Consider the following 18,574-nt stretch of genomic DNA (forward strand, 5'->3'; position numbering starts at 1 on the left):
CGACCGCGCATGCAGATCGCGGACGGTGGTTTCGCGTGATCAGACGGACGGCACGTCACGCGTGGCGCGAACAGCAGCACCTACTGAGGCCGCGCCGCCTGCCACACGACCTGGAATCGCGCCCCGCCATCGGGTGACTCACCGACGCGAACCCGGCCCCCTCGGCGCCGGACGGCCTCCGCGACCATCGCCAGCCCCAGCCCGGTGCCGCCGGAGGACCTCGCCCGCGAATCGGACACGCGGTAGAACCGGTCGAACACCCGCTCCCGGTGCTCGGGCGCGATCCCCGGCCCGTCGTCGTCGACCACCACCCGCACGGTGGACCGCGCCGCGAGCACCGACACCACGATCTGGCCGCGCGCGTACCGGCAGGCGTTGCGCAGCAGATTGCTCAGCACCAGCTCGACCTCGGCGTGCGTGGCGAGCGCCCACGCCGCCCCGACCGTGCCGCTCACCCGGATCTCCGGCGCGCCGGCGGGCATCCGCGCGACCGCGGCCCGCACCTCGCTCACCAGCTCGACGGGTTCCGCGGGCGGCACCTCCCCCGCGTCCGACCTCGCCAGCGCCAGCAGCCCGTCGAGCAGCGCGGAGAGCCGTTCCGCCTCCTCCAGGATGTCCGAAAGGGTCTCCTGCGAAAGTTCGGGATCGGGATTGGCGACCGCGACCTCGGCCTGCACGCGGATCGACGCGACCGGCGACCGGAGTTCGTGCGCGGCGTCCCCGGTGAACCGGCGAAGCCGTTCGGCGCCTTCCTCCTGCCTGGCCAGCAACGCGTTGAACTCCTCGGCCAGCGCGCGGAGCTCGTCGTGCGAATCCGGAAGCGGCAGCCGCGCGCCCCGCGGGAGCGCCCGCACCGAACCGCGCATCCGCGCCACCGGCCGCAGGGCGAACCGCACCAGCAGCCACGTCGCGATCCCGGCGCCCACCGCGCCGACGGACGCGACCACGAACAGCCACAGTCCGCCGGAGTGCACGGCGGTCGCGAAGCCGACCAGGCCCGCACCCGTCACGACGAGCCGTTGCTGTCCGTCGGGGGCGGTGACCACGGTGCCAGCCCAACGCCAGCTGTGCTCGCCACCGGTCGTGACCGATTCGCCGGCCTTCAGCGCGCGGACGTCCGCGGGGCCGAGGTTCGCGGGCGGGAGGCCGTCCACCGGGCCGCCGGCGGTGTCGAGGACGCGGACGGTGACCGCCGATCCCGACGGCACCCGTCCCGCGGCGACGTCGGACTTCGCGGTCTCCAGCCGAGCACTCAGCTCATCGTCGACCGAGCCGATGAGAAGCGGCTGGAGGTTGTCCCCCGCGACCGCCGCCAGCCCGAGCAGGAAACCAAGCGTGACCGTGGCCGTGAGCAGGGTGATCCGGACCTCCAGCGATCGGCGGCGCCACCAAGACGGCGAGCCGATCACCCCTGTCCCGCCGGGGCGATCACTTCGTCGAGCTGCGGATCCGAGGCCAGGTAACCGTGTCCGCGCACGGTCCGGACCAGGGCGCCCGCGCCGACCGCGTCGAGTTTGCGGCGCACGTAACCGACGTAGACCTCGACGACGTTCCGGGTCGCGGCCTGTTCGTCACCCCAGACGGCGCGCAGCAGCTCGTCCTTGGTGACGACCGTTCCCGCCCGGCCGGCCAGCACCTCCAGCAGCGCGAACTCGCGGGGACTGAACGCCACTTCGACGCCGTCGTAGCGGACCTGCCGCAGGCTCCGGTCGACTTCGAGCGCGCCGATGCGCAGCGGCCCGCGGATGGCGTCCGGCGAGGCGCGCCGCAATACCGCGCGCACCTGCGCGACCAGGACGACGAACGAGAACGGTTTGACGAGGTAGCCGTCGGCGCCGAGGTCGAGGCCGTCCGCCTGGTCGACCTCGCCGTCCTTCGCGGAGATCATCAGCACCGGTGTGGTGACGCCGAGCGCGCGCAGGCGTTCGAGCACGCGGTAACCGGAAAGCCCCGGGAGCATGATGTCGAGCAGGACGACGTCGAAGGAGCCCGTCTGCGCGAGCCGCAGGCCGCTGGGCCCGTCGGCCGCCGTGACCACGTCCATGTCCTCGGCGCGCAGCCCCCGCTGCAACGCCTTGCGCACGCCGGGCTCGTCGTCGACCACCAGTACTCGAGGTTTCACGTCCCTCATCATTCACGCTTCGACCAGCTCACGCGCGACCTCTCAGCGCCATCTCAGCTCCGGCGGCGGAGTCTGAGTGGTGTCTCAGCGTTTCCGGGGAAGCGTTGTCGCCAAGACCCGAGCACACTGGGGTTCGGGGAAACAGGGAGAGACAGCATGGATCCGAAGAGGAAGGCCATCACCGCGGCGGTGGTGGGGACGGCTCTCGGCGTCGGCGGGCTCGTCGTCGTCGCGATGCCGGCCACCGCGGGCGACGCGCCCGTCTTGCCGCAGATCAGCGCCGAAGAGCTGGTGCAGTCGACGCTCAACGCGAAGCCGACGGCGTTCGACGGGAAGGTCAAGGTCAGCAACGACCTCGGCCTGCCGCAGGTCGGCGGCGCCCTGCCCGGTGTCTCGGCGCTCGACGTCGACTCGGCGCAGGTGTCGACCGACGGCGCGGGCAAGAGCAAGATCTCGCTCACCGAGGGCTCCAGCCAGCAGACCATCGTCCGCACCGGCCAGACCGTCTGGGAGTACAACTCCAAGGACAACTCGGCCACCAAGATCACCGTCCCGGACGGGCTGGCCAAGGAGCACCAGGACAAGAGCAAGGACGTCGACCCGGCGACGGTGGCGTCGGAACTGCTCGGCAAGGTGCGCGAGAGCAGCACGATCGCCGTCGACGGTACGGCCGCGGTCGCGAATCGCGCCGCGTACGAACTGGTGCTGACCCCGAAGCCGACCGAGCGGACCGTCCTGCGCGAGATCCGTGTCGCGATCGACGACCAGACCCGGATGCCGCTGCGGGTCACGGTGCTGGCCAACGGCACGTCCGCCCCGGCGTTCGAGGCTTCGTTCAGCGAGATCAACTTCGCGGCGCAGCCCGCGTCGAACTTCGAGTTCACCCCGCCCAAGGGCGCGAAGGTGACCGAGAAGACCGCCGAGGTCGAGCCGAAGGACCGTGAGCTGGCCGAGCGGGCGAAGTCCGAGATCAAGGTCGTCGGCGACGGCTGGGACACCGCCATCACCGGCAAGATCCCGGCCGACGCGCTGGCGAAGGCCGGCGAGGCCAAGGACGAGCAGGGCCGCCAGGTCGACCCGAAGGCGCTGCTTTCGCGGTTCGCCAAGCCGGTCAGCGGTGCCTGGGGCAGCGGCTGGCTGGTGACCACCAAGGTCGGCAGCGGCGTGCTGACCGACGACGGCCGCTACGCCGCCGGCGCGGTGCCGGAGCAGGTCCTCTTCGAGGCCTTGGCCGCGAAGTGACCACCACGTTCGAAGCCGGGGCGGACGCTTCCCAGGAGGCGTCCGCTCCGGCGGTACCCATGGCGGCCCGCACCAGGGGCCTGCGCAAGGTCTACGGCCGCACGGTGGCCGTGGACCACGTCGATCTCGACGTTCCCGAAGGCGCCGTGCTGGGGATGCTCGGCCCCAACGGTTCGGGCAAGACGACGACCATCCGGATGCTGCTCGGGCTCGTGCGGCCCACCGAGGGTGAGGTCGAACTCTTCGGCAAACGGATGCCCGACGAAGCGGCGCACGCGCTGCCCGACGTCGGCGCGCTCGTCGAAGGGCCGGGTTTCCACCCTTTTCTTTCCGGGCGGGAGAACCTGCTGCGCGTGGCCGCGGCCGAACCGCGGCTGGCCTCGGCGGGGATCCCCGGCGCGGTCGACGCGGCCCTTGAACGGGTCGGCCTGACCGGCGCCGCCACCCGGCGCTACAAGGGGTATTCGCTGGGGATGAAGCAACGGATGGGCCTGGCGAGCGCGCTGCTCGTGCCGAGGCGGATGGTCGTGCTCGACGAGCCGACGAACGGCCTCGACCCGGCGGGTACCAGGGAGATCCGCCGGATCATCGCCGAACTGCACGCCGACGGCGTCACCGTGCTGGTGTCGTCGCATCTGCTGGCCGAGGTCGAGGCGACCTGCACGCACGTCGCGGTGCTCCAGTCCGGGAACGTGATCGCCCAGGGCGAGCTCTCGGAACTGCTGGAGTCGGGGAACGCGGCGCTGCTGGTGCGCACGCCGGACGCCGAACTCGCGGTGGAGACGTTGCGGGAGAACAGGATCGGCAGCAGGCTCACGCCGGACGGCGTCCGCGTCGACCTGACCGCCGCCGAAGCCCCCGACGTGCTGCGTCATCTGGTGACGGCCGGGGTGGCCGTGCACGAGGCGGCGCGGGCGCGCACCGGACTCGAAGACCTGTTCGCCCGGCTGACCCAGCCGGAGTCCACTGTAGACGGTGAGGGGGAGTCGTGACCCACGCTCTAGCCGCGGCACCCGCGGCACGGACCGGGCAGGACAGTGTCGGGCTGCTCCGGTTGTACCGGGCGGAACTGCGCTGGATCTTCCGGCGGCCCCGCACGCTCGCCGTACTGGGCCTGCTCGCGCTGATCCCGGTGATCATCGGGGTCGCGCTGACGCTCGTCGACCCGACGGAGACGAGCGGCGGCGGTGGCGGCAACGGGGACGGCGCGCTGCTCGCGTCCGCGGTCAGCAACGGCTTCATCCTGCCGGTCGCGGCCCTGACCATGACGCTCGGACTGCTGCTCCCCCTCGCCTCGGCGATGGCGGGGGCGGACGCGATCGCCGGCGAGGCGGCCCACGGGACGCTGCGCGGCTGGCTGATCGCGCCGGTCGGCCGGGGCAGGCTGCTCGCGATCAAGGCGTTCGGCGTCGCGACGGTTTCGACGGTCGCCGTACTGGCCATGACGTTCACCGGTTTCGTCACCGGCCTGATCATCAGCGGCGCCGACTCGATGTTCACCCTCACCGGCTCGACGCTGAGCGTCTGGGACGCGCTGGGCCGCGTCCTGCTCGTGGCCGCGTGGGTGGTGCTGCAGCTGTGGGCGGTCGGCGCGGTCGCGCTGGCGATCTCGGCGTTCACCGAGCATCCGATGCTGGTCGTCGCCTCGGTGCTGGCCGGGACGATCGTGTTCACCATCCTCGGTTTCCTGGACGCGGTCTCGTGGCTGCATCCGTTCCTGCTCAACGAGAACTGGACGCAGGCACCCGCCTCGGTGCTGATGGACCCGGTGGACACCGCGATGCTCGGCGAAGGCGCGTTGCGCGCCGCCTGCTACATCGCCATCGGGCTCTCGATCGCCTACGCGCGTTTGACCACCCGGGACGGCTGACCTCCCGCGTTTCGTCCTCTGGATGCGGTACTTGCACACGCAAGGACCGCGTTCAGAGGACTAACCGCGGAGTTGGGCGACGCCGTCCGGGTCCAGGGCGAGCCGCACGGTGTCACCGGGGCGCAGATCGGCCGTCACCGGCGCGACGGCGTCCACTGTGGACAGATCGCCGCCGGGGGCGACCACGAGCCGCACGTGCTCCCGCCGGTGCACCACGGCGACGACCTCGCCCTCGGCACCCTCCGGGGCCACTCGCAGGCCGTGCGGCCTCAGCCCCAGCCGCACCGCGCCGTCCTCGACGTCGGGCAGCGTGACGTTGCCGAGCACGGTCCGCACCGTCCCGCCCGACGCCTCGCCGTCGACGAAGGTGGTCACGCCGAGGAACCGTGCGACGTCCTCGTCCACCGGCTGCCGCCAGACGCGGCGCACCGCGCCCTCCTGCCGGATCTCCCCGTCGTCGAGCACGGCGACCCGGTCGGCGAGTGTGAACGCCTCCTCCTGATCGTGAGTGACCAGCAGCGCGGTGATCTTGCTGCGCCGCAGCAGGGCCGCGAGGTCGATCGCCAGCTGTTCCCGCAGCCCGGCGTCCAAACCGGACAGCGGCTCGTCGAGTAGCAGCAACCGCGGTTCCGGCGCCAGCGCGCGGGCCAGCGCCACCCGCTGTGCCTGCCCGCCGGACAGCTCGGTCACCCTCCGCCGCTCGTAACCGGCCAGCCCGACGAGATCGAGCAGCGCCCGGATCCGTTCGGCGTGCTCGGCGCGGGGGACGTCGTGCATCCGCAGCCCGAAGGCGATGTTGGCGGCGACGTCCTTGTGCGGGAACAGCTGCCCGTCCTGGAACACCAGCCCGAACTCCCGCCGGTGCACCGGGACACCGGAGAGGTCCTCGCCGTCCCACCGCACGGTGCCCGACGTCAGCGGCTCCAGCCCGGTGATCGCCCGCAGCAGCGTCGACTTCCCCGATCCGGACGGGCCCAGCAGGGCCAGCACCTCGCCGTCGGCGATGTCCAGCCGGGCGTCCTTCACCGCCGCGAAGGTTCCATAGTGGACGGTCAGCTCACGTACCGACAGCGACACTAGAACTCCCCTACCGAATTCTGCCCGCGGACCGCGCCGAACCGGTCGATCAGCACCACCGCCACCACGGTCACGATCATGAGCAGCGCGCAGGCCGCGTAGGCCATCTGGTTGTTCAGCTCCCCCGGCCGCGAGATCAGCGTCGCCACGGCGACCGGCAGCGTCGGCGCGTCCGGCCTGGCCAGGAAGCTCGTCGCGCCGAACTCGCCGAGCGCGACCACGTAACCGAAGCCGGCCGCCGCGACCAGCGAACGCGCCGCCAGCGGGAGATCGATCTCGCGCCACACCCGGCCGGGGCTCGCTCCTAGCGTCGACGCGGCCTGCCGCAGCCGGACGTCGACCGAGCGCAGCACCGGCAGCACCATCCGCACGATCAGCGGGATGATCACCAGCGCCTGCGCGAGCGGCACCAGCAGCGGCGACGTCCGCAGGTCGCCCGGCAGCGCGTCGAGCGTGACGAGATAACCGAAACCGACGGTCACCGCGGACACGCCCAGCGGAAGCATGAGCGCGGCGTCCATCGTCTCGCCCATGCCACGGGCCAGCCTGCCCGGCGTGCGGCGTAGCGCCACCAGCACGACCGAGGCCAGGACACCGACGATCATCGCGAGCGTCGTGGCGTCGAACGCCGTCCGCAGCGACATCGACGCCGCGTCCCAGCCCGAGACCTGGAGCGCGCCGCTGGTTCCCTGCCCGGCGAGACCGGCGTACCCCGCGAGGCTCCAACCGTCCGAAGTGGACACGGACTCGACAAGCAACGCCACGATCGGCGTCATCAGAAGCGCGACCACCGCGAGCCCGGCGGACACCGCCCACCACTCGCCACCCCTCGGCCGCCGGGCCGTCTCGCTCCGCGAACGCAGGCGGACCGCGTTCTCCCGGCGCCGCCTGGCCAGCGCGCCGACGACCAGCGCGGCGACGACGGCGGCGAACTGCACCAGCGACAACGCGGCCGCGCCGGAGAGGTCGAGCAGTTCGACCGTGCGCAGGTAGATCTCGGTCTCCAGGGTGCGGTACTTCGCCCCGCCGAGGATGAGCACGACCCCGAAACTGGTGGCGCAGAACAGGAACACCACCGCGGCCGACGACGCGACGGCCGGGGCGAGCGCGGGCAGCGTCACCGAGCGGAAGGCACGCCACGGCGACGCGCCGAGTGCCCGCGCCGCGTCCACGGTGCGCGGATCGAGATGGCTCCACAACCCGGAAACCGTGCGCGCGACGACGGCCACGTTGAAGAAGGCGTTGGCCAGCACCAGGGGCAGCAGCCCGCCGTCGGGCCAGAGCGCGCGGAACGCCAGGCCGACCACGACCGTCGGCAGCACGAACGGCACCAGCACGAGCGTCCGGACCAGCGAAACCCCCGGCAGCCGCACCCGCGCGAGCAGGAACGCGACCGGCAGGCCCGCCAGCACCGCCACGATCGTCGAGACCCCGGCACTGGCGACGGTGAACCCGGCGAGTTCCCAGGTCAGCGGGTCACCGATGGCCGCGCCGACCCCGCCGGAGCCGAAACCGCGCGCGACGATCGCCGCGACCGGCCAGGCGAAGAACACCACGAGGAAACCGAGCGGCAGCACGGCGAGCGCCGCCAGCCCGGCTCCGCGGAAAGTCGGCCTGGTCGAACTCAGCCTTCGAGTAGCGTGCGCCACTGGGCGATCCACTGCTCGCGCCCGGCCTGGATCTTGGCCGGTTCGAGCGTCTTCGGCTGCTGCGGCTGCGGCGCGGCCTGCGCCCAGCCCTGCGGGAGCTCGACTCCCTGACGGGCCGGGTACACGTACATGTTGCTCGCCACCGTCACCTGGAACTGCTGGGACAGCAGGAAGTCCACGACCTTGCGGGCCTTCTCGACCTGCTTGCCGCCCTTCAGCACCCCCGCGTACTCGACCTGGCGGTAGCAGGTGTCCAGCAGCGCCTTCGTGCGCGGCTTGCCGTCGTCGCCGATCTCGGCGGCGGGCGAAGAGGCGTAGGAGACGACGATCGGGCGCGGGCCCTTGCCCGAGGAACCGGAGAATTCCTTGGAGTAGGCCTCTTCCCAGCCGCTGACCACCTTGAGACCGTTGGCCTTCAGCTGGGTCCAGTACCCCTGCCAGCCCTGCTCGCCGAACTGGGCGACGGTGCCGAGCAGGAACGCCAGACCGGGCGAGGACGTCGCGGCGCTCTCGGCGACCATCAGGTCCTTGTACTTGGCGTCGGCCAGGTCCGCGAACGACTTCGGCTCCGGGATCCCCTTGTCCGCGAAGTACCGGGTGTCGATGTTGACGCAGACGTCGCCGAGGTCGACCGCGGAGAGCCGGTGCTCGGGGTCGATGGAGTAGCGCTGCGGGCCGCGATCGGCCTCCGGGCTGGTGTACTGCTCGAAAACGCCCTCGGTGAGCGCGCGCGAGGCGAACGTCGAGTCGATGCCGTACGCGACGTCCCCGATCGGGTTCGCCTTGGTCAGCACCAGTTTGTTGGTCAGCGCGCCCGCGTCCCCCTGCTTGAGCACGGAGATCTTGATCCCGGACTGCCGCTCGAACGCGTCGAGGACCTCCTGCGGGGCGAGCCACGAGTCGTGTGTCACGAGCGTGACCGTCGCCGGCGCCTGCGGGTCGTTCCCCGTGTTCCCGGAGAGCGAGCAGCCCGCGACGAGGGCGGCCACCGTGCCAGCCGCAACGACCGTGCGGAGGGCGCGTTTCATCTAGCCTCCTGCGTTCTTCAAGGGGGGACCCGTGGCAAACGTGCAGCGTAGCCGACGGCGTACCACCATGGAGTCATGGCGGAAATCTTGAACGACCAGCAGGCCGACGAAGCCGTGACCAAGCTCTCCGGGTGGACCCGTGACGGCGTGACGATCGAGCGGACGGCGAAGCTGCCGAGTTTCCCGAAAGCCATCGAGGCGGTGGACAAGGTGGCCGAACTGGCGGAGGCGGCCGACCACCATCCCGACATCGACATCCGCTGGCGGACGGTGACGTTCCGGCTCAGCACGCACTCCGCCGGAGGGCTGACGGAGAAGGACTTCTCCCTCGCGTCGCAGATCGACGGGGTACTCGACGGCATGTGACGTCCGCGACGATCGCGCCACGACTCCGCTTCTCGGACGTCTTCCCCAGTAGGGACACAACGAGAAAGGACGAGTGATGACGCAAGCGATCGTGGTGGGGTTCTCGGCGTTCGGCGCGATGGTGGCGGCCGCTGCCGGAGTGCTCTGGTACACGGCGCGCGATCGGCATCACCAGCACGATCAGTGACGTTGATCACACCGGCGTCCGGCAGGTAACGCGGAGCCTGATCAACGCGCTGTTCCCGGCGGACCTGTCGCTTCTCTCCCCCGGGGAACCGCCGTGAACAACGCCTCCATCACCGCCGCCCAGCGCGCCTGGGTGACCACGTTCGCCGCCGCCATCACGCTGCTGACGATCGTCGTGCTCGGCCTGCTCGGCTAATCCTTCAGCCCGAGTAGGCTTCGCGGGCGGCGACCAGCTCCGGAAGGTGCTTCGCCGCCCATTCACGGCATGCCTCCATCGGCTCGAACAACGTCCGGCCGAGCGAGGTGAGCTCGTACTCCACCCGCGGCGGCTTCTCGTCGTACGCCGTCCGCGTGATCATGCCGTCGCGCTCCAGAGCCCTCAGGGTCTCCGTGAGGACCTTCGGCGTGACTCCCCGCAAGGGCACCCGCAGTTCGGAGAACCGGCGCGGCCCTTCTTCCAGGCACTGCACGACCAGACCCGCCCATTTGTCGCCGATCCGGAACGGGGTCAGGTTCGACGGGCAACCGGGCGCGAACATGTCGGGACTCAACGGCTTCACCCGTCCGAAGTTACCCGTGCGGCCCCTTCCGCCGTCGTTCGTCGGCCGGCAACCGGCGAGCGACCTCGGCCAAAGCCACCGTGTACAGCCATTACGGCGACAAGGAGAGCCTGTTTTCGCGAGGCGGTCTCCGCGTCGGCGGACCGAGCTCATGGGTGCTGCGACGGCTGCTCGCGGCCGAGACGGGCCAGTTCCCCGACCTGCTCGACGTCATCCACACGCGCGCGGCGGACCGCGTGGCCGAAGCACTGGCCGACCGGCTCGCCCGCCTGACCGTCTCCGGGCACCTTCGAACCGCGGACCCGCTCTTGGCCGCGGATCAGTTCTTCGCGCTGCTGTCCGGTCCGGCCGACAAGCGGGCGAGGCTCGGCACCCGCCGCACTCCCGACGCCGAACTTCGCGCCATCGCCGAGGCCGCCGTCGGCACCTTCCTGAAGGCCTTCGGCGCCTAAGACAGAGGAAACGTCACGGAAAGGAAAAAGGGGACGATCGGAGGTTGCTCTCCGGGCCTCGTGACTCTTAGCTACTCGAACGAGTTTTCTTCGAGAAGTGAGGGGTGTTCCATGGCAGGTCTGCGCAGACGTGAGGTGCTCGCGGGCGCGGTGGCACTGGCGGGCGCGGCGACGATCGGGCTGAACCCCGGCACCGCCGCCGCGGCCACGCAGCAACGTCCGGGCGCGCAGTTCCCGCCGTCGCTGGAATTCGGCGACTACCCGGTGGTCGCGCGAGTGCGGTCGCGGCGGGCACTGGAGCACCTGCGGGTGCTCAGCGACAAGATCGGCCCCCGGATCGCCGGCACCGAAGGCGAACTGCGAGCCAGGGACTACATCGCGAAGGTGCTTCGGGACCTTCGCTACCAGGTCACGCTGCAGCCGTTCCCGATCGCCGACAAGTTCCTGGGCGGCCTGTCGATCGGGCGCGACAGCTGGCAGACCGGCTCGTCGCCGCAGGGCCTGCAGGACGTCACGCGCGAGGCCGTCGTCGTCGACGCCGGTGACGGCAGCACGCTTCCCGACGACCTGACCGGCAAGATCGTGCTGATCGCCGCCGTGACCAACAAGGCCGACGCGTACCTGACGGCCGCGCAGCGCGGAGCGGACGCCGTGCTGCTCGGCCGGATCGGCGCGGACCCGGCCCGCAAGCTGTCGGCGTTCTCCCCGACGCTGGCCACCCCGGTCACCATCCCGGTGCTCGGCCTGGCCCAGGTGCAGGTGGAGCGCCTGCGCGAACGGCTCGCCAAGGGCTCGGTCACGGTGAAGGCGACGGCCACCCACCACAAGAACCTGACGTCGTACAACGTCATCGCCGAGCGGCCCGCCACGTTCCCCGGCAAGGACGACGGCGTGGTCATGGTGACCGCGCACTACGACAGCGTCCCCGGCTCCCCCGGCGCCAACGACGACGGCAGCGGCACCGTGCTGTGCCTGGAACTGGCGCGCGTCCTGCGCCACCTGCCGACGAACAAGACGCTGCGGTTCGCGCTGTGGGGCTCGGAGGAGTACGGGCTGATCGGTTCGCGGCACTACGTCAAGAACCTGTCCGACCCGGAAGCGAAGCGGATCGCGGGCTGCTTCCAGAACGACATGGTCGCCACCAGCTGGGACCCGGCGGTGACCTACTGGCTGCTTTCGGTCGACGGCGCCGACAACGCCACGACCGCGGCCGTCAACGCCGCCGCCAAGCGGCTCGGCTACGACCCTCAGGTCAAGGGCCCGGTGGCCCGCGGTTCGAGCGACCACGTGCCGTTCTTCGAGCGCGGGATCGCGTCGGGCAACTTCAGCTGGCGCGGCGAAACCGGTCCGGCGCTGCTGGAGCCGACGTATCACACGCCGGAAGACACCATCAAGGACAACGTCTCCCTCGAGCGGCTTCAGGTTTCGCTGGAGCTGATCGGTTCGGCGGCGTACAGCCTGCTGCGGAAGTGAGCCTCGCCGGGTGTCCTCGATGCTCATCGAGGACACCCGGCGGTCCTCAGCGTGAGTAGTCCACCGCTTCCAAGGCGATCGGGGCCGGATTCCTCGCGACCCAGGCGACGGCGAGTTCGCTCAAGCGATCGAGCTGTCCGTCCCCACCGCGGCCGGACCTGACCTGCTTGGCGATCTCCTTGGCCTCTTGGAGTTCTTCCTCCCCGAGAGGCTCGCCCTGTGCCAGGAAACCCGGGAAGGCGTCGGCCATCGCACGATAATCGCGGTCCCAGTTCGCCCCGCCGTTCCGGAACATCTCGTCGGAGATCCGGCCGGTGACGCGGACGACCTCGCACTGCACTGTCTCGCCCGCACCTCTCGACGGCACGAGGAACTCCCAAAGCGCCTTGTGCCGCTCCTGCCAGGTTCCGCCGGGAACGACGATCGGTGACACCCCATCGTGCTTCGACCGCCGGGCTACGGGCTCGACCTCGAAGATCCGGTACAGCTCGCTGAGCGCGGCGTCGGTCTCTTCGAGAAGGTCGCGGTTGAAGGTCTCGCGGTGGAACTCGAACCCACTGCCGATCCGCTCGACCTTCCGGCGCATCTCGGGCGTGATGCTCGCCCCGCGTTCGAGCAGCAGCTTCGCGATCTCGGCGGACTCCCGGAGATAGGCGTTCTCCGTACTGATCAGGCAGCACATCAGCAAGGTGTTGCCGCGCCTGTCGAGCACCTCGGTCGAGGCCCCGTGCTCGATCAGTACTCGTGCCGCCTCGACCCTCAGCCTGCCCACGGCGGCCCCAAGCGGTGTTTGCCCGTAGATGTCGGCCGCATCGACGTCCGCGCCGAGCGAGAGCAGCAAGGGAATCTGCTTCGGAGCACCGCGGGAAGCCCGCGCGTGAAGCGGTGTCCTGCCGTAGCTGTCCGGGGTGTCGACGGCGAGCCCCTGCCCGGTCAGCCAGACGATGAGCTCGTCCGGGCACGCCGGGAAGCCGATGGCGGTGCCCTTGGAATAGCCGCCCCGCGCGTCGAGCTCGCATTTGCCGAAGACGGCTTTGAGTTCCTCCACCGAGGCCGAGGTCAGCATCTCCTCGAAGTCCTTGGGAAGGGTCTTCCGCTTCCGTGCCATCGTGCTTCTCCTCAGTCGAACTTCGGGCGCAGTTGTTCGCGCATCTGCCGGAAGTTCTTCGGCTTCACGGCCCAACGATCCTCGTCGGTGTCCTCGAAGGTGACCTCGTGCTTCCCTGCCGTCCGGTCGTACTGCACGAGGATCTTCACCGGCAGCCTCTCACCCAGGTACGCGTTCACCGCCGCTTCGATGCCCGACCACTGGCAGGACACGGGCGTGATGACGCCGCCGGGCGAGTACGCGTACCCGTACACACTGCGAAACCCTTCGCCGAACTCCAGGATGATCGCCAGCGATTCCCAGCCGTCCACCGATCCCGGCAGGTCCGCGGCTTCGACCAACGATCCGATGAGATCGACGGTGGTGTCGTCCGTCACTGTTCCCCCTTCGCTCGCTGCAGGTCGAGGAACTTCCGCATGACTTCGGAGACCTCCGGTTCCTCGTCCGCCGGCGAGATGTCGGCGTCGTCGATGTGGAACCGCCGCAACAGTTCGAGGGCGGCGTCGCTGACGAGGAGGTCGACGACCGTTTCGAGCACGAAATCCTCACCGCCCTCCTCCGTGCCGGTGGGGATGAGCCGCTCCCAGTCACGGGGAAGGCCGAGGTGGCTGTAGAACATGTCGAACTGTTCTTCGGTGGTCACCACCACCTCGCCGAGCTCGTAGCCGGTGAGCGGCGATTCCCTGAGCGCGTCGGCGAGCCTGCCGGTGACGATCCAGTACCCGCTAGTCGTGACGATGTCGTCGCCGAGCCAGCCGGCGAACTCGTAGTGCAGCGGGCCGACGAGTGGTTCGGACCCGCGCCGCGGGTCGTAGTCGATACCGGGACCGAGGCCTCCGGCGACCTCGGGTTCGAAACGGGCTCCGGCCGCGCGATACGCCCGCATGAACTCGCTCGCGGGGAGTGCGGCGAAACCACCGCTCGTGGAGAGCAGGGAGTCTTCGTCGTAGGTACCCGTCGCCTCGGCCGCCCAGTCTCGCTTGGCGTCGCACCAGCGGTACCAGTCCGCCGCGAAGTCCGTGCGCGCCAGGACACGGGCGAGCGGTGAGAGGGCGGGGCTCGTCATGCGGTTCATCCTCGGTCCGTGGCGGCGTGCTCGAATGGCCGCATGAAGAAGACGAAACGCGGGCCACTGCGGTTCCTCGTGATCGCCCGCACGGCACCCGGGCGTCCCCCACACCCGATGGAGGTGGCCGTGCACCCGGCCGGCGCCGCTTCCCGCGTCTCGATCTCGGTGGGACCGCATCCGGTGAACGCGGGTGGGCAGGTCGCGCTCTCCGCGGTGCTCGACGAGTCCCGGACCGGATTCGATCCGTACTGGGCGGAGCAGTTCGACGAGGCGGATCTGCACTGGGTGGTGCCGTATCTGGTCCGTCTCCAGTCCGGGGAGGACACGACGGACGAGATCGTGGCGGCCTACACGGCGCGGCACGGCAAGGCACCGGCGAGGATGTTCCAGGATCGCTACGGCGTGTGATCAGACGACTTCGGGGCGAGCCCACGCCGCGAGGCGCTGGGCCCCTTCCTCGTAGGCGACAGCCCCGGTCGCCGTCGCGATCACGAGCTCGTACGCGTCGTCCTCCGGCGCTTCCAGGTCAGCACCGTTGAGGCCGTAAAAAACGAAGACCGCCATCCAGCCCAGCCGCTTGTTGCCGTCGATGAGCGGGTGGTTGCGGACGATCGACTCCAGCAGGACCGCCGCTTTCTCATGCAGGCTCGGATAAGCGTCCTGTCCCATCAGCGACGACTGCGGCCGATGCGCCGCCGCGTCGAGCAAGCCCAGATCCCGAATTCGGGAAACACCCAGGTCGGCCGCGAGTGTGAGCAGGTCGTCCAGGGACAGGTACTCGATCTTCACTGCGCCAGGCGATCGAGCAACGACGCGTAACGCGCCCGCCCGTCACGCGACAGGGCACGCACTCGATCGTCACGGACGGACCGGGCCGCGGCGTCGGTGATCGCGCGCACGATCGCTTCGTGCTTGCTCACCCCGTTGGCCTCGGCGAGCAAGGCCAAAGCGCGCTCCTGCTCTTCGTTCAGCCTCAACGTCATCGCCATGAGCTCATGATACCACTTCGGTATCATGATCAAGTCCACTCAGGCGTCGGGCTTCCAGGAGCGTGCGCGAAGAGCCTCGAAGTCGCCGTCGATGAACTCCTTGGCGATCGCGAGCGCCTCGTCGCGGTCGGCATAGTCAAGACTGCCAACGACTTCTCCGCCGCGTTCTGCCTGCTGGAAACAGACGGAGCGGCGGGTGAACTCGACGAACCAATCGTCGCTGTCGTTGATGTCGACGACGACGTGCTCGGCATCGTCGTCGTCGTTGAGCGCGTCCAGCAGGGCGGCGAAGGCCTCGACGGAGATGTCGTCTTCGATCTGGACACCCCAACGATCGATGAACCAGACGTCGCGATCAGCACCCATGCCCTTGCCTCCGTGGGGAATCCAGCTCCGCCGCGGCCCTCCCAGCGGGGAGGCCGATCCTATGTCGGCCTCCGCACCACCGAGGAGCGAACGGCGACAATGGCGCCATGGATCTTGAACTCCGCGCGTGGGCACGCGATTGGTCCGATCGACTCAGATCGGCGCTCGAGCAGGCCATCGCGACGGTCGCAGGACAGCTGCCGCCGGACGACGTGGCAGGCGTCGGCATCGCGACCGACGCCGACGCCACGTCGATCGTCGCCTTCGCCCACTCGCGGCGGCACCTCGACGAGATGATCGCCGAGGACCCGGAGTTCGCCATCGACGCGAGATGGCACCTCGGCGAATGGGACATGGACATCCGCGGCGCCGAGGGGATCGACGACCCGCTGGAGCCGGTCCGCGCCGAGGCGGAACGGGTGAAACGACGCTGCACCGATTCGGACCTTCGCGAGTTCCGGAGGACGGTGTGGGACTCGATCTCACAGGCGTTGACGGCCTCGGTCGCCGCCGGGTTCTTCGAGCAGTGGCCGAACGCGGTGCGGGCCTTCCTGCCGCTCGACGCCGACGTCTCGGAAGCCGACATCGCGCGGTGGAACGCCGCGCTGAACGGTCAGGCCGAAACCGCGGAGTTCCGGGAATTCCTGCAGGTCGACATCAGACGTTGAAGCGGAACTCCACCACGTCACCACACTGTGCAACATGCAGCTCCCGCAGATGACTGATCACCAAGAGTTAGGCCAACGGCGACGGCTGATCGATTCAAGGCGCACGCGGAGCCTTGCCGCAGCGTCGCGGCCAGGCAGCAGCTCACCGAGTGCCCCAGGGCCCGCGCATAAGTAGAGCTACTTACCTGACCTTGAGTAGCCCTCCCCGACCTGGGCGGATGTGGTTCACAGGTAACCGACTGTTGTCGTAGGGTCACGGGGACAGCACACGCGTCACCTTGGGAGGGTGTGGCAGATGGCTGGGTATGAAGCTGTACTTGGAGAGATCGACGAAGCGAGCAAGGCCGCCGGAAGGTTGGTCGATGACGCCCGCGGGCTCGACACCGCCGGCGTCGTTCCGGAAGGCGACGCCGGACTTCCGGGCACTCGTTCGGCAGGCAAACTGGCCGCGTTGAAGTCCGCCTGGTCGGGCAAGGGCCGGCGCTGGGCCGGAGCCTGGGAGGCATACTCCGGCGACTTGGGCAAGGCCGCGGCGAACTACCGCGCCAACGAGGCGGCCGCTCAGCAAGATCTGCATGCCACGGTGGCTCACGGCGGGCCGAAGGCCAGCTGATGGTGTCCTGGGGAGACCTTCGACGCTGGAATCCGAGCGTCCTTTCCGACATGTCGGCCGCGCTTAACGGCAAGTACCTGCAGCTGCTTGCGTGCTCCGAAGACTTCGAGGACGCCGCGATGCCGAGCGGCTGGTCAGGTACCGCGGCCATCGCGGCGGCCGGAGCATCGAAGCGCTTAATCGAAGAAGGCAAGGAGTGGGCGGCCGAGATCGCGGCGATCCGCCGAGCCAGTGGCGACGTGGCGGATGCGGCCACCGGTGTTCTGGCCGGCTTCAAGGAAGCCGAGGGCCTGGCCAAGGCGCACAACTTCTCGATTGGGGACGACGGCGCCATCACCGACCATGGCCTGCCGCCGGACATTCCAGAAGAGCAACGCGAAGACGTCGAGCGCGAGCGCAAGGCCGTGGCCTCGGAACTAGGCGAACGTGTGAAGCAGACGCTGCTCTCGGCCGAGGACGTCGACAACGACTTCTGCGCCGTGCTCGACCCGGCGATCAACGGGCACACCATCGACGCCAGTGGCGAGGGCACCAGCTTGGCCGCGGCCGGAAACGCCGGCGAGGCACTCGGCTCCTTATCCATCCCTGCCCCGCCCGCCGTCGACGCGGGCCCGGCGGCCAACGCCGCCTGGTGGGACTCCCTCTCAAAGCAGCAGCAAGAGCGCCTGATCAAGGATCACCCGGGGTTGGTCGGCAACCGGGACGGTGTGGCGGCGTGGGCCAGGAGCAAGGCGAACATCGCGCTCCTGGCAGACGAGAAGCAGAAGCTGCTCGACGAGCGCACCGAGCTCATGCGCCACGCGCCCGCAGACTTGAGCCGGGATGTCCCGAGTGTGCACAAGTATCAGGAACAGCTCACCAAGCTCGACGAACGGCTTGCGGCTCTGAACAAGGTCGAAGGCATCATGGTGGGGCCGGACGGTAAGCCGCTGCCGAACCGGCAGCTCATGTCGCTCGACGTGACCGGCGACAAGGTGAAGGCCGCGGTGGCCAACGGGGATGTCGACACGGCGAAGCACGTCGCTGTCTTCACGCCGGGTATGAACTCCGCGGTTGAGACGAACCTCGATGGCTACGTGAATGACATGCAGAGCGTGCGCGAGAGCGCCAACCGCATGGTGGGCGACCTCAGCGGCAAGTCGGTCGCGACGGTGACCTGGCTCGGCTACGAACCGCCCGCGACCGACAAACTCGGCGACTACGCCGACGTCATCAGCGGTGGCGCGGCACAAGACGGCGCCGAAAAGCTGGCCCGCTTCGACCAAGGGATCAACATGTCCCGACCGGATGACCCGCACCTCACTGCGCTTGGCCACTCCTACGGCTCGCTGACCACCGGCATTGCCCTGCAGAGCGACACCGGCGTCGACGACGCCGTGTTCTTCGGCTCGCCCGGCATCTCCGACCAGCCCTATGGAGACGGCATCGGCGGTCGCTCGATCGACCGGCTGCACGTTCCCGAAGGCCACGCCTACACGCTCGAGGCGGACGGTGACCCAGTGGCCGACGTCGGCAACATCACGCACGGGCGGTTCGGCGAAGACCCCGGCAGCATGGAGGGCATGAAGCAACTGGCGACTCACGGAGCGACATCGCTACTCGACGGCCGGCCGCTGGCGGCTTCTTCAGGGCACAGCGAGTACACGCTGACCACGCCTGATGGCACCGACAGCACCAGCAAGTACAACATGGCGGCGATCGTTGCCGGCCGCCCCGATCTGACCATCTCGAAGTAA

General features: G+C 69.6%; 22 protein-coding genes. 10 read left to right on the top strand and 12 right to left on the bottom strand.

All coding sequences use genetic code 11. From position 1 onward, the window contains the following. Positions 1-80: 80 nt before the first annotated feature. Both ACZ1DY_RS36955 and ACZ1DY_RS36960 read right to left on the bottom strand, forming a co-directional pair. The gene (locus tag ACZ1DY_RS36955) at positions 81-1,409 is read right to left on the bottom strand and encodes an ATP-binding protein (RefSeq protein ID WP_126737468.1); all 1,329 of its coding nucleotides are present in this window, start codon (positions 1,407-1,409) and stop codon (positions 81-83) included. Beyond that, a complete protein-coding gene (locus ACZ1DY_RS36960; RefSeq protein ID WP_126737467.1) occupies positions 1,406-2,134 on the bottom strand; it encodes a response regulator transcription factor in 729 nt (242 codons plus the stop codon). The genes ACZ1DY_RS36955 and ACZ1DY_RS36960 overlap by 4 nt, the downstream gene beginning before the upstream one ends. Before the next feature lie 144 nt (positions 2,135-2,278). On the opposite strand from ACZ1DY_RS36960, the gene ACZ1DY_RS36965 reads away from it, so the two are divergent. The 3 genes from ACZ1DY_RS36965 to ACZ1DY_RS36975 are packed head-to-tail and all read left to right on the top strand — an operon-like array spanning position 2,279 to position 5,234. Continuing rightward, positions 2,279-3,364 carry a LolA family protein gene (locus ACZ1DY_RS36965; protein WP_257484421.1) on the top strand — a complete coding sequence of 362 codons (1,086 nt, stop codon included), beginning with the start codon at positions 2,279-2,281 and terminating at the stop codon, positions 3,362-3,364. After that, the gene (locus ACZ1DY_RS36970) at positions 3,361-4,356 is read left to right on the top strand and encodes an ABC transporter ATP-binding protein (RefSeq protein ID WP_126737465.1); all 996 of its coding nucleotides are present in this window, start codon (positions 3,361-3,363) and stop codon (positions 4,354-4,356) included. The genes ACZ1DY_RS36965 and ACZ1DY_RS36970 overlap by 4 nt, the downstream gene beginning before the upstream one ends. Then, complete coding sequence (locus tag ACZ1DY_RS36975) at positions 4,353-5,234, top strand: ABC transporter permease (protein ID WP_465482431.1); 882 nt, start codon at positions 4,353-4,355, stop codon at positions 5,232-5,234. Before ACZ1DY_RS36970 ends, ACZ1DY_RS36975 begins: the two co-directional genes overlap by 4 nt. A 60-nt stretch (positions 5,235-5,294) precedes the next feature. Here ACZ1DY_RS36975 and ACZ1DY_RS36980 read toward each other — a convergent pair whose 3' ends face one another. From ACZ1DY_RS36980 to ACZ1DY_RS36990, 3 genes are read right to left on the bottom strand one after another with little or no spacing between them, the layout of a single operon-like run. Continuing rightward, positions 5,295-6,311, bottom strand: coding sequence for an ABC transporter ATP-binding protein (locus ACZ1DY_RS36980; protein WP_465482432.1), 1,017 nt, complete (start codon positions 6,309-6,311; stop codon positions 5,295-5,297). Continuing rightward, the gene (locus tag ACZ1DY_RS36985; RefSeq protein WP_465482433.1) at positions 6,311-7,960 is read right to left on the bottom strand and encodes an ABC transporter permease; all 1,650 of its coding nucleotides are present in this window, start codon (positions 7,958-7,960) and stop codon (positions 6,311-6,313) included. The genes ACZ1DY_RS36980 and ACZ1DY_RS36985 overlap by 1 nt, the downstream gene beginning before the upstream one ends. Next, positions 7,936-8,988 (bottom strand): thiamine ABC transporter substrate-binding protein, encoded by a 1,053-nt coding sequence (locus ACZ1DY_RS36990; RefSeq protein WP_457959928.1) that lies wholly within the window; start codon positions 8,986-8,988, stop codon positions 7,936-7,938. Before ACZ1DY_RS36990 ends, ACZ1DY_RS36985 begins: the two co-directional genes overlap by 25 nt. Positions 8,989-9,063: 75 nt before the next feature. On the opposite strand from ACZ1DY_RS36990, the gene ACZ1DY_RS36995 reads away from it, so the two are divergent. Next, positions 9,064-9,354, top strand: coding sequence for a 4a-hydroxytetrahydrobiopterin dehydratase (locus ACZ1DY_RS36995; RefSeq protein WP_257484417.1), 291 nt, complete (start codon positions 9,064-9,066; stop codon positions 9,352-9,354). 386 nt (positions 9,355-9,740) lie between these two features. Here the strand turns inward: ACZ1DY_RS36995 and ACZ1DY_RS37000 are convergent, their stop codons facing one another. Then, entirely contained in the window at positions 9,741-10,079 is a 339-nt protein-coding gene (locus ACZ1DY_RS37000; protein WP_465485757.1) for a winged helix-turn-helix transcriptional regulator, read from the bottom strand. A gap of 101 nt (positions 10,080-10,180) precedes the next feature. Between ACZ1DY_RS37000 and ACZ1DY_RS37005 the strand changes: the two genes are divergently transcribed. Next, entirely contained in the window at positions 10,181-10,552 is a 372-nt protein-coding gene (locus ACZ1DY_RS37005) for a TetR/AcrR family transcriptional regulator C-terminal domain-containing protein (RefSeq protein ID WP_465482434.1), read from the top strand. 111 nt (positions 10,553-10,663) lie between these two features. Further along, positions 10,664-12,025 (top strand): M20/M25/M40 family metallo-hydrolase, encoded by a 1,362-nt coding sequence (locus tag ACZ1DY_RS37010; protein ID WP_126737460.1) that lies wholly within the window; start codon positions 10,664-10,666, stop codon positions 12,023-12,025. 46 nt (positions 12,026-12,071) lie between these two features. On the opposite strand, the gene ACZ1DY_RS37015 is transcribed toward ACZ1DY_RS37010, so the two are convergent. The 3 genes from ACZ1DY_RS37015 to ACZ1DY_RS37025 are packed head-to-tail and all read right to left on the bottom strand — an operon-like array spanning position 12,072 to position 14,199. Next, positions 12,072-13,133, bottom strand: coding sequence for an ankyrin repeat domain-containing protein (locus ACZ1DY_RS37015; protein ID WP_465482435.1), 1,062 nt, complete (start codon positions 13,131-13,133; stop codon positions 12,072-12,074). 11 nt (positions 13,134-13,144) lie between these two features. Beyond that, positions 13,145-13,510, bottom strand: a complete 366-nt coding sequence (locus ACZ1DY_RS37020; protein ID WP_257484414.1) for a hypothetical protein — start codon at positions 13,508-13,510, stop codon at positions 13,145-13,147. Continuing rightward, positions 13,507-14,199: a hypothetical protein gene (locus ACZ1DY_RS37025; RefSeq protein WP_465482436.1), complete on the bottom strand. Its 693-nt coding sequence runs from the start codon at positions 14,197-14,199 to the stop codon at positions 13,507-13,509. The genes ACZ1DY_RS37020 and ACZ1DY_RS37025 overlap by 4 nt, the downstream gene beginning before the upstream one ends. Positions 14,200-14,241: 42 nt before the next feature. On the opposite strand from ACZ1DY_RS37025, the gene ACZ1DY_RS37030 reads away from it, so the two are divergent. Next, positions 14,242-14,610, top strand: coding sequence for a hypothetical protein (locus ACZ1DY_RS37030; protein ID WP_465482437.1), 369 nt, complete (start codon positions 14,242-14,244; stop codon positions 14,608-14,610). Here the strand turns inward: ACZ1DY_RS37030 and ACZ1DY_RS37035 are convergent, their stop codons facing one another. From ACZ1DY_RS37035 to ACZ1DY_RS37045, 3 genes are read right to left on the bottom strand one after another with little or no spacing between them, the layout of a single operon-like run. Beyond that, the gene (locus tag ACZ1DY_RS37035; protein WP_465482438.1) at positions 14,611-14,991 is read right to left on the bottom strand and encodes a type II toxin-antitoxin system death-on-curing family toxin; all 381 of its coding nucleotides are present in this window, start codon (positions 14,989-14,991) and stop codon (positions 14,611-14,613) included. After that, entirely contained in the window at positions 14,988-15,191 is a 204-nt protein-coding gene (locus tag ACZ1DY_RS37040; protein WP_192743424.1) for a ribbon-helix-helix protein, CopG family, read from the bottom strand. Before ACZ1DY_RS37040 ends, ACZ1DY_RS37035 begins: the two co-directional genes overlap by 4 nt. A 39-nt stretch (positions 15,192-15,230) precedes the next feature. Then, positions 15,231-15,557, bottom strand: coding sequence for a hypothetical protein (locus tag ACZ1DY_RS37045; protein WP_465482439.1), 327 nt, complete (start codon positions 15,555-15,557; stop codon positions 15,231-15,233). A gap of 107 nt (positions 15,558-15,664) precedes the next feature. Between ACZ1DY_RS37045 and ACZ1DY_RS37050 the strand changes: the two genes are divergently transcribed. The 3 genes from ACZ1DY_RS37050 (at position 15,665) to ACZ1DY_RS37060 (ending at position 18,574) form a co-directional block, all read left to right on the top strand. Continuing rightward, positions 15,665-16,225, top strand: a complete 561-nt coding sequence (locus tag ACZ1DY_RS37050) for a DUF4303 domain-containing protein (protein WP_465482440.1) — start codon at positions 15,665-15,667, stop codon at positions 16,223-16,225. A 295-nt stretch (positions 16,226-16,520) separates the two neighbouring features. After that, a complete protein-coding gene (locus ACZ1DY_RS37055) occupies positions 16,521-16,838 on the top strand; it encodes a hypothetical protein (protein ID WP_465482441.1) in 318 nt (105 codons plus the stop codon). After that, entirely contained in the window at positions 16,838-18,574 is a 1,737-nt protein-coding gene (locus ACZ1DY_RS37060) for an alpha/beta hydrolase (protein WP_465482442.1), read from the top strand. The genes ACZ1DY_RS37055 and ACZ1DY_RS37060 overlap by 1 nt, the downstream gene beginning before the upstream one ends.

The organism is Amycolatopsis sp. PSD-21 (assembly GCF_055561455.1).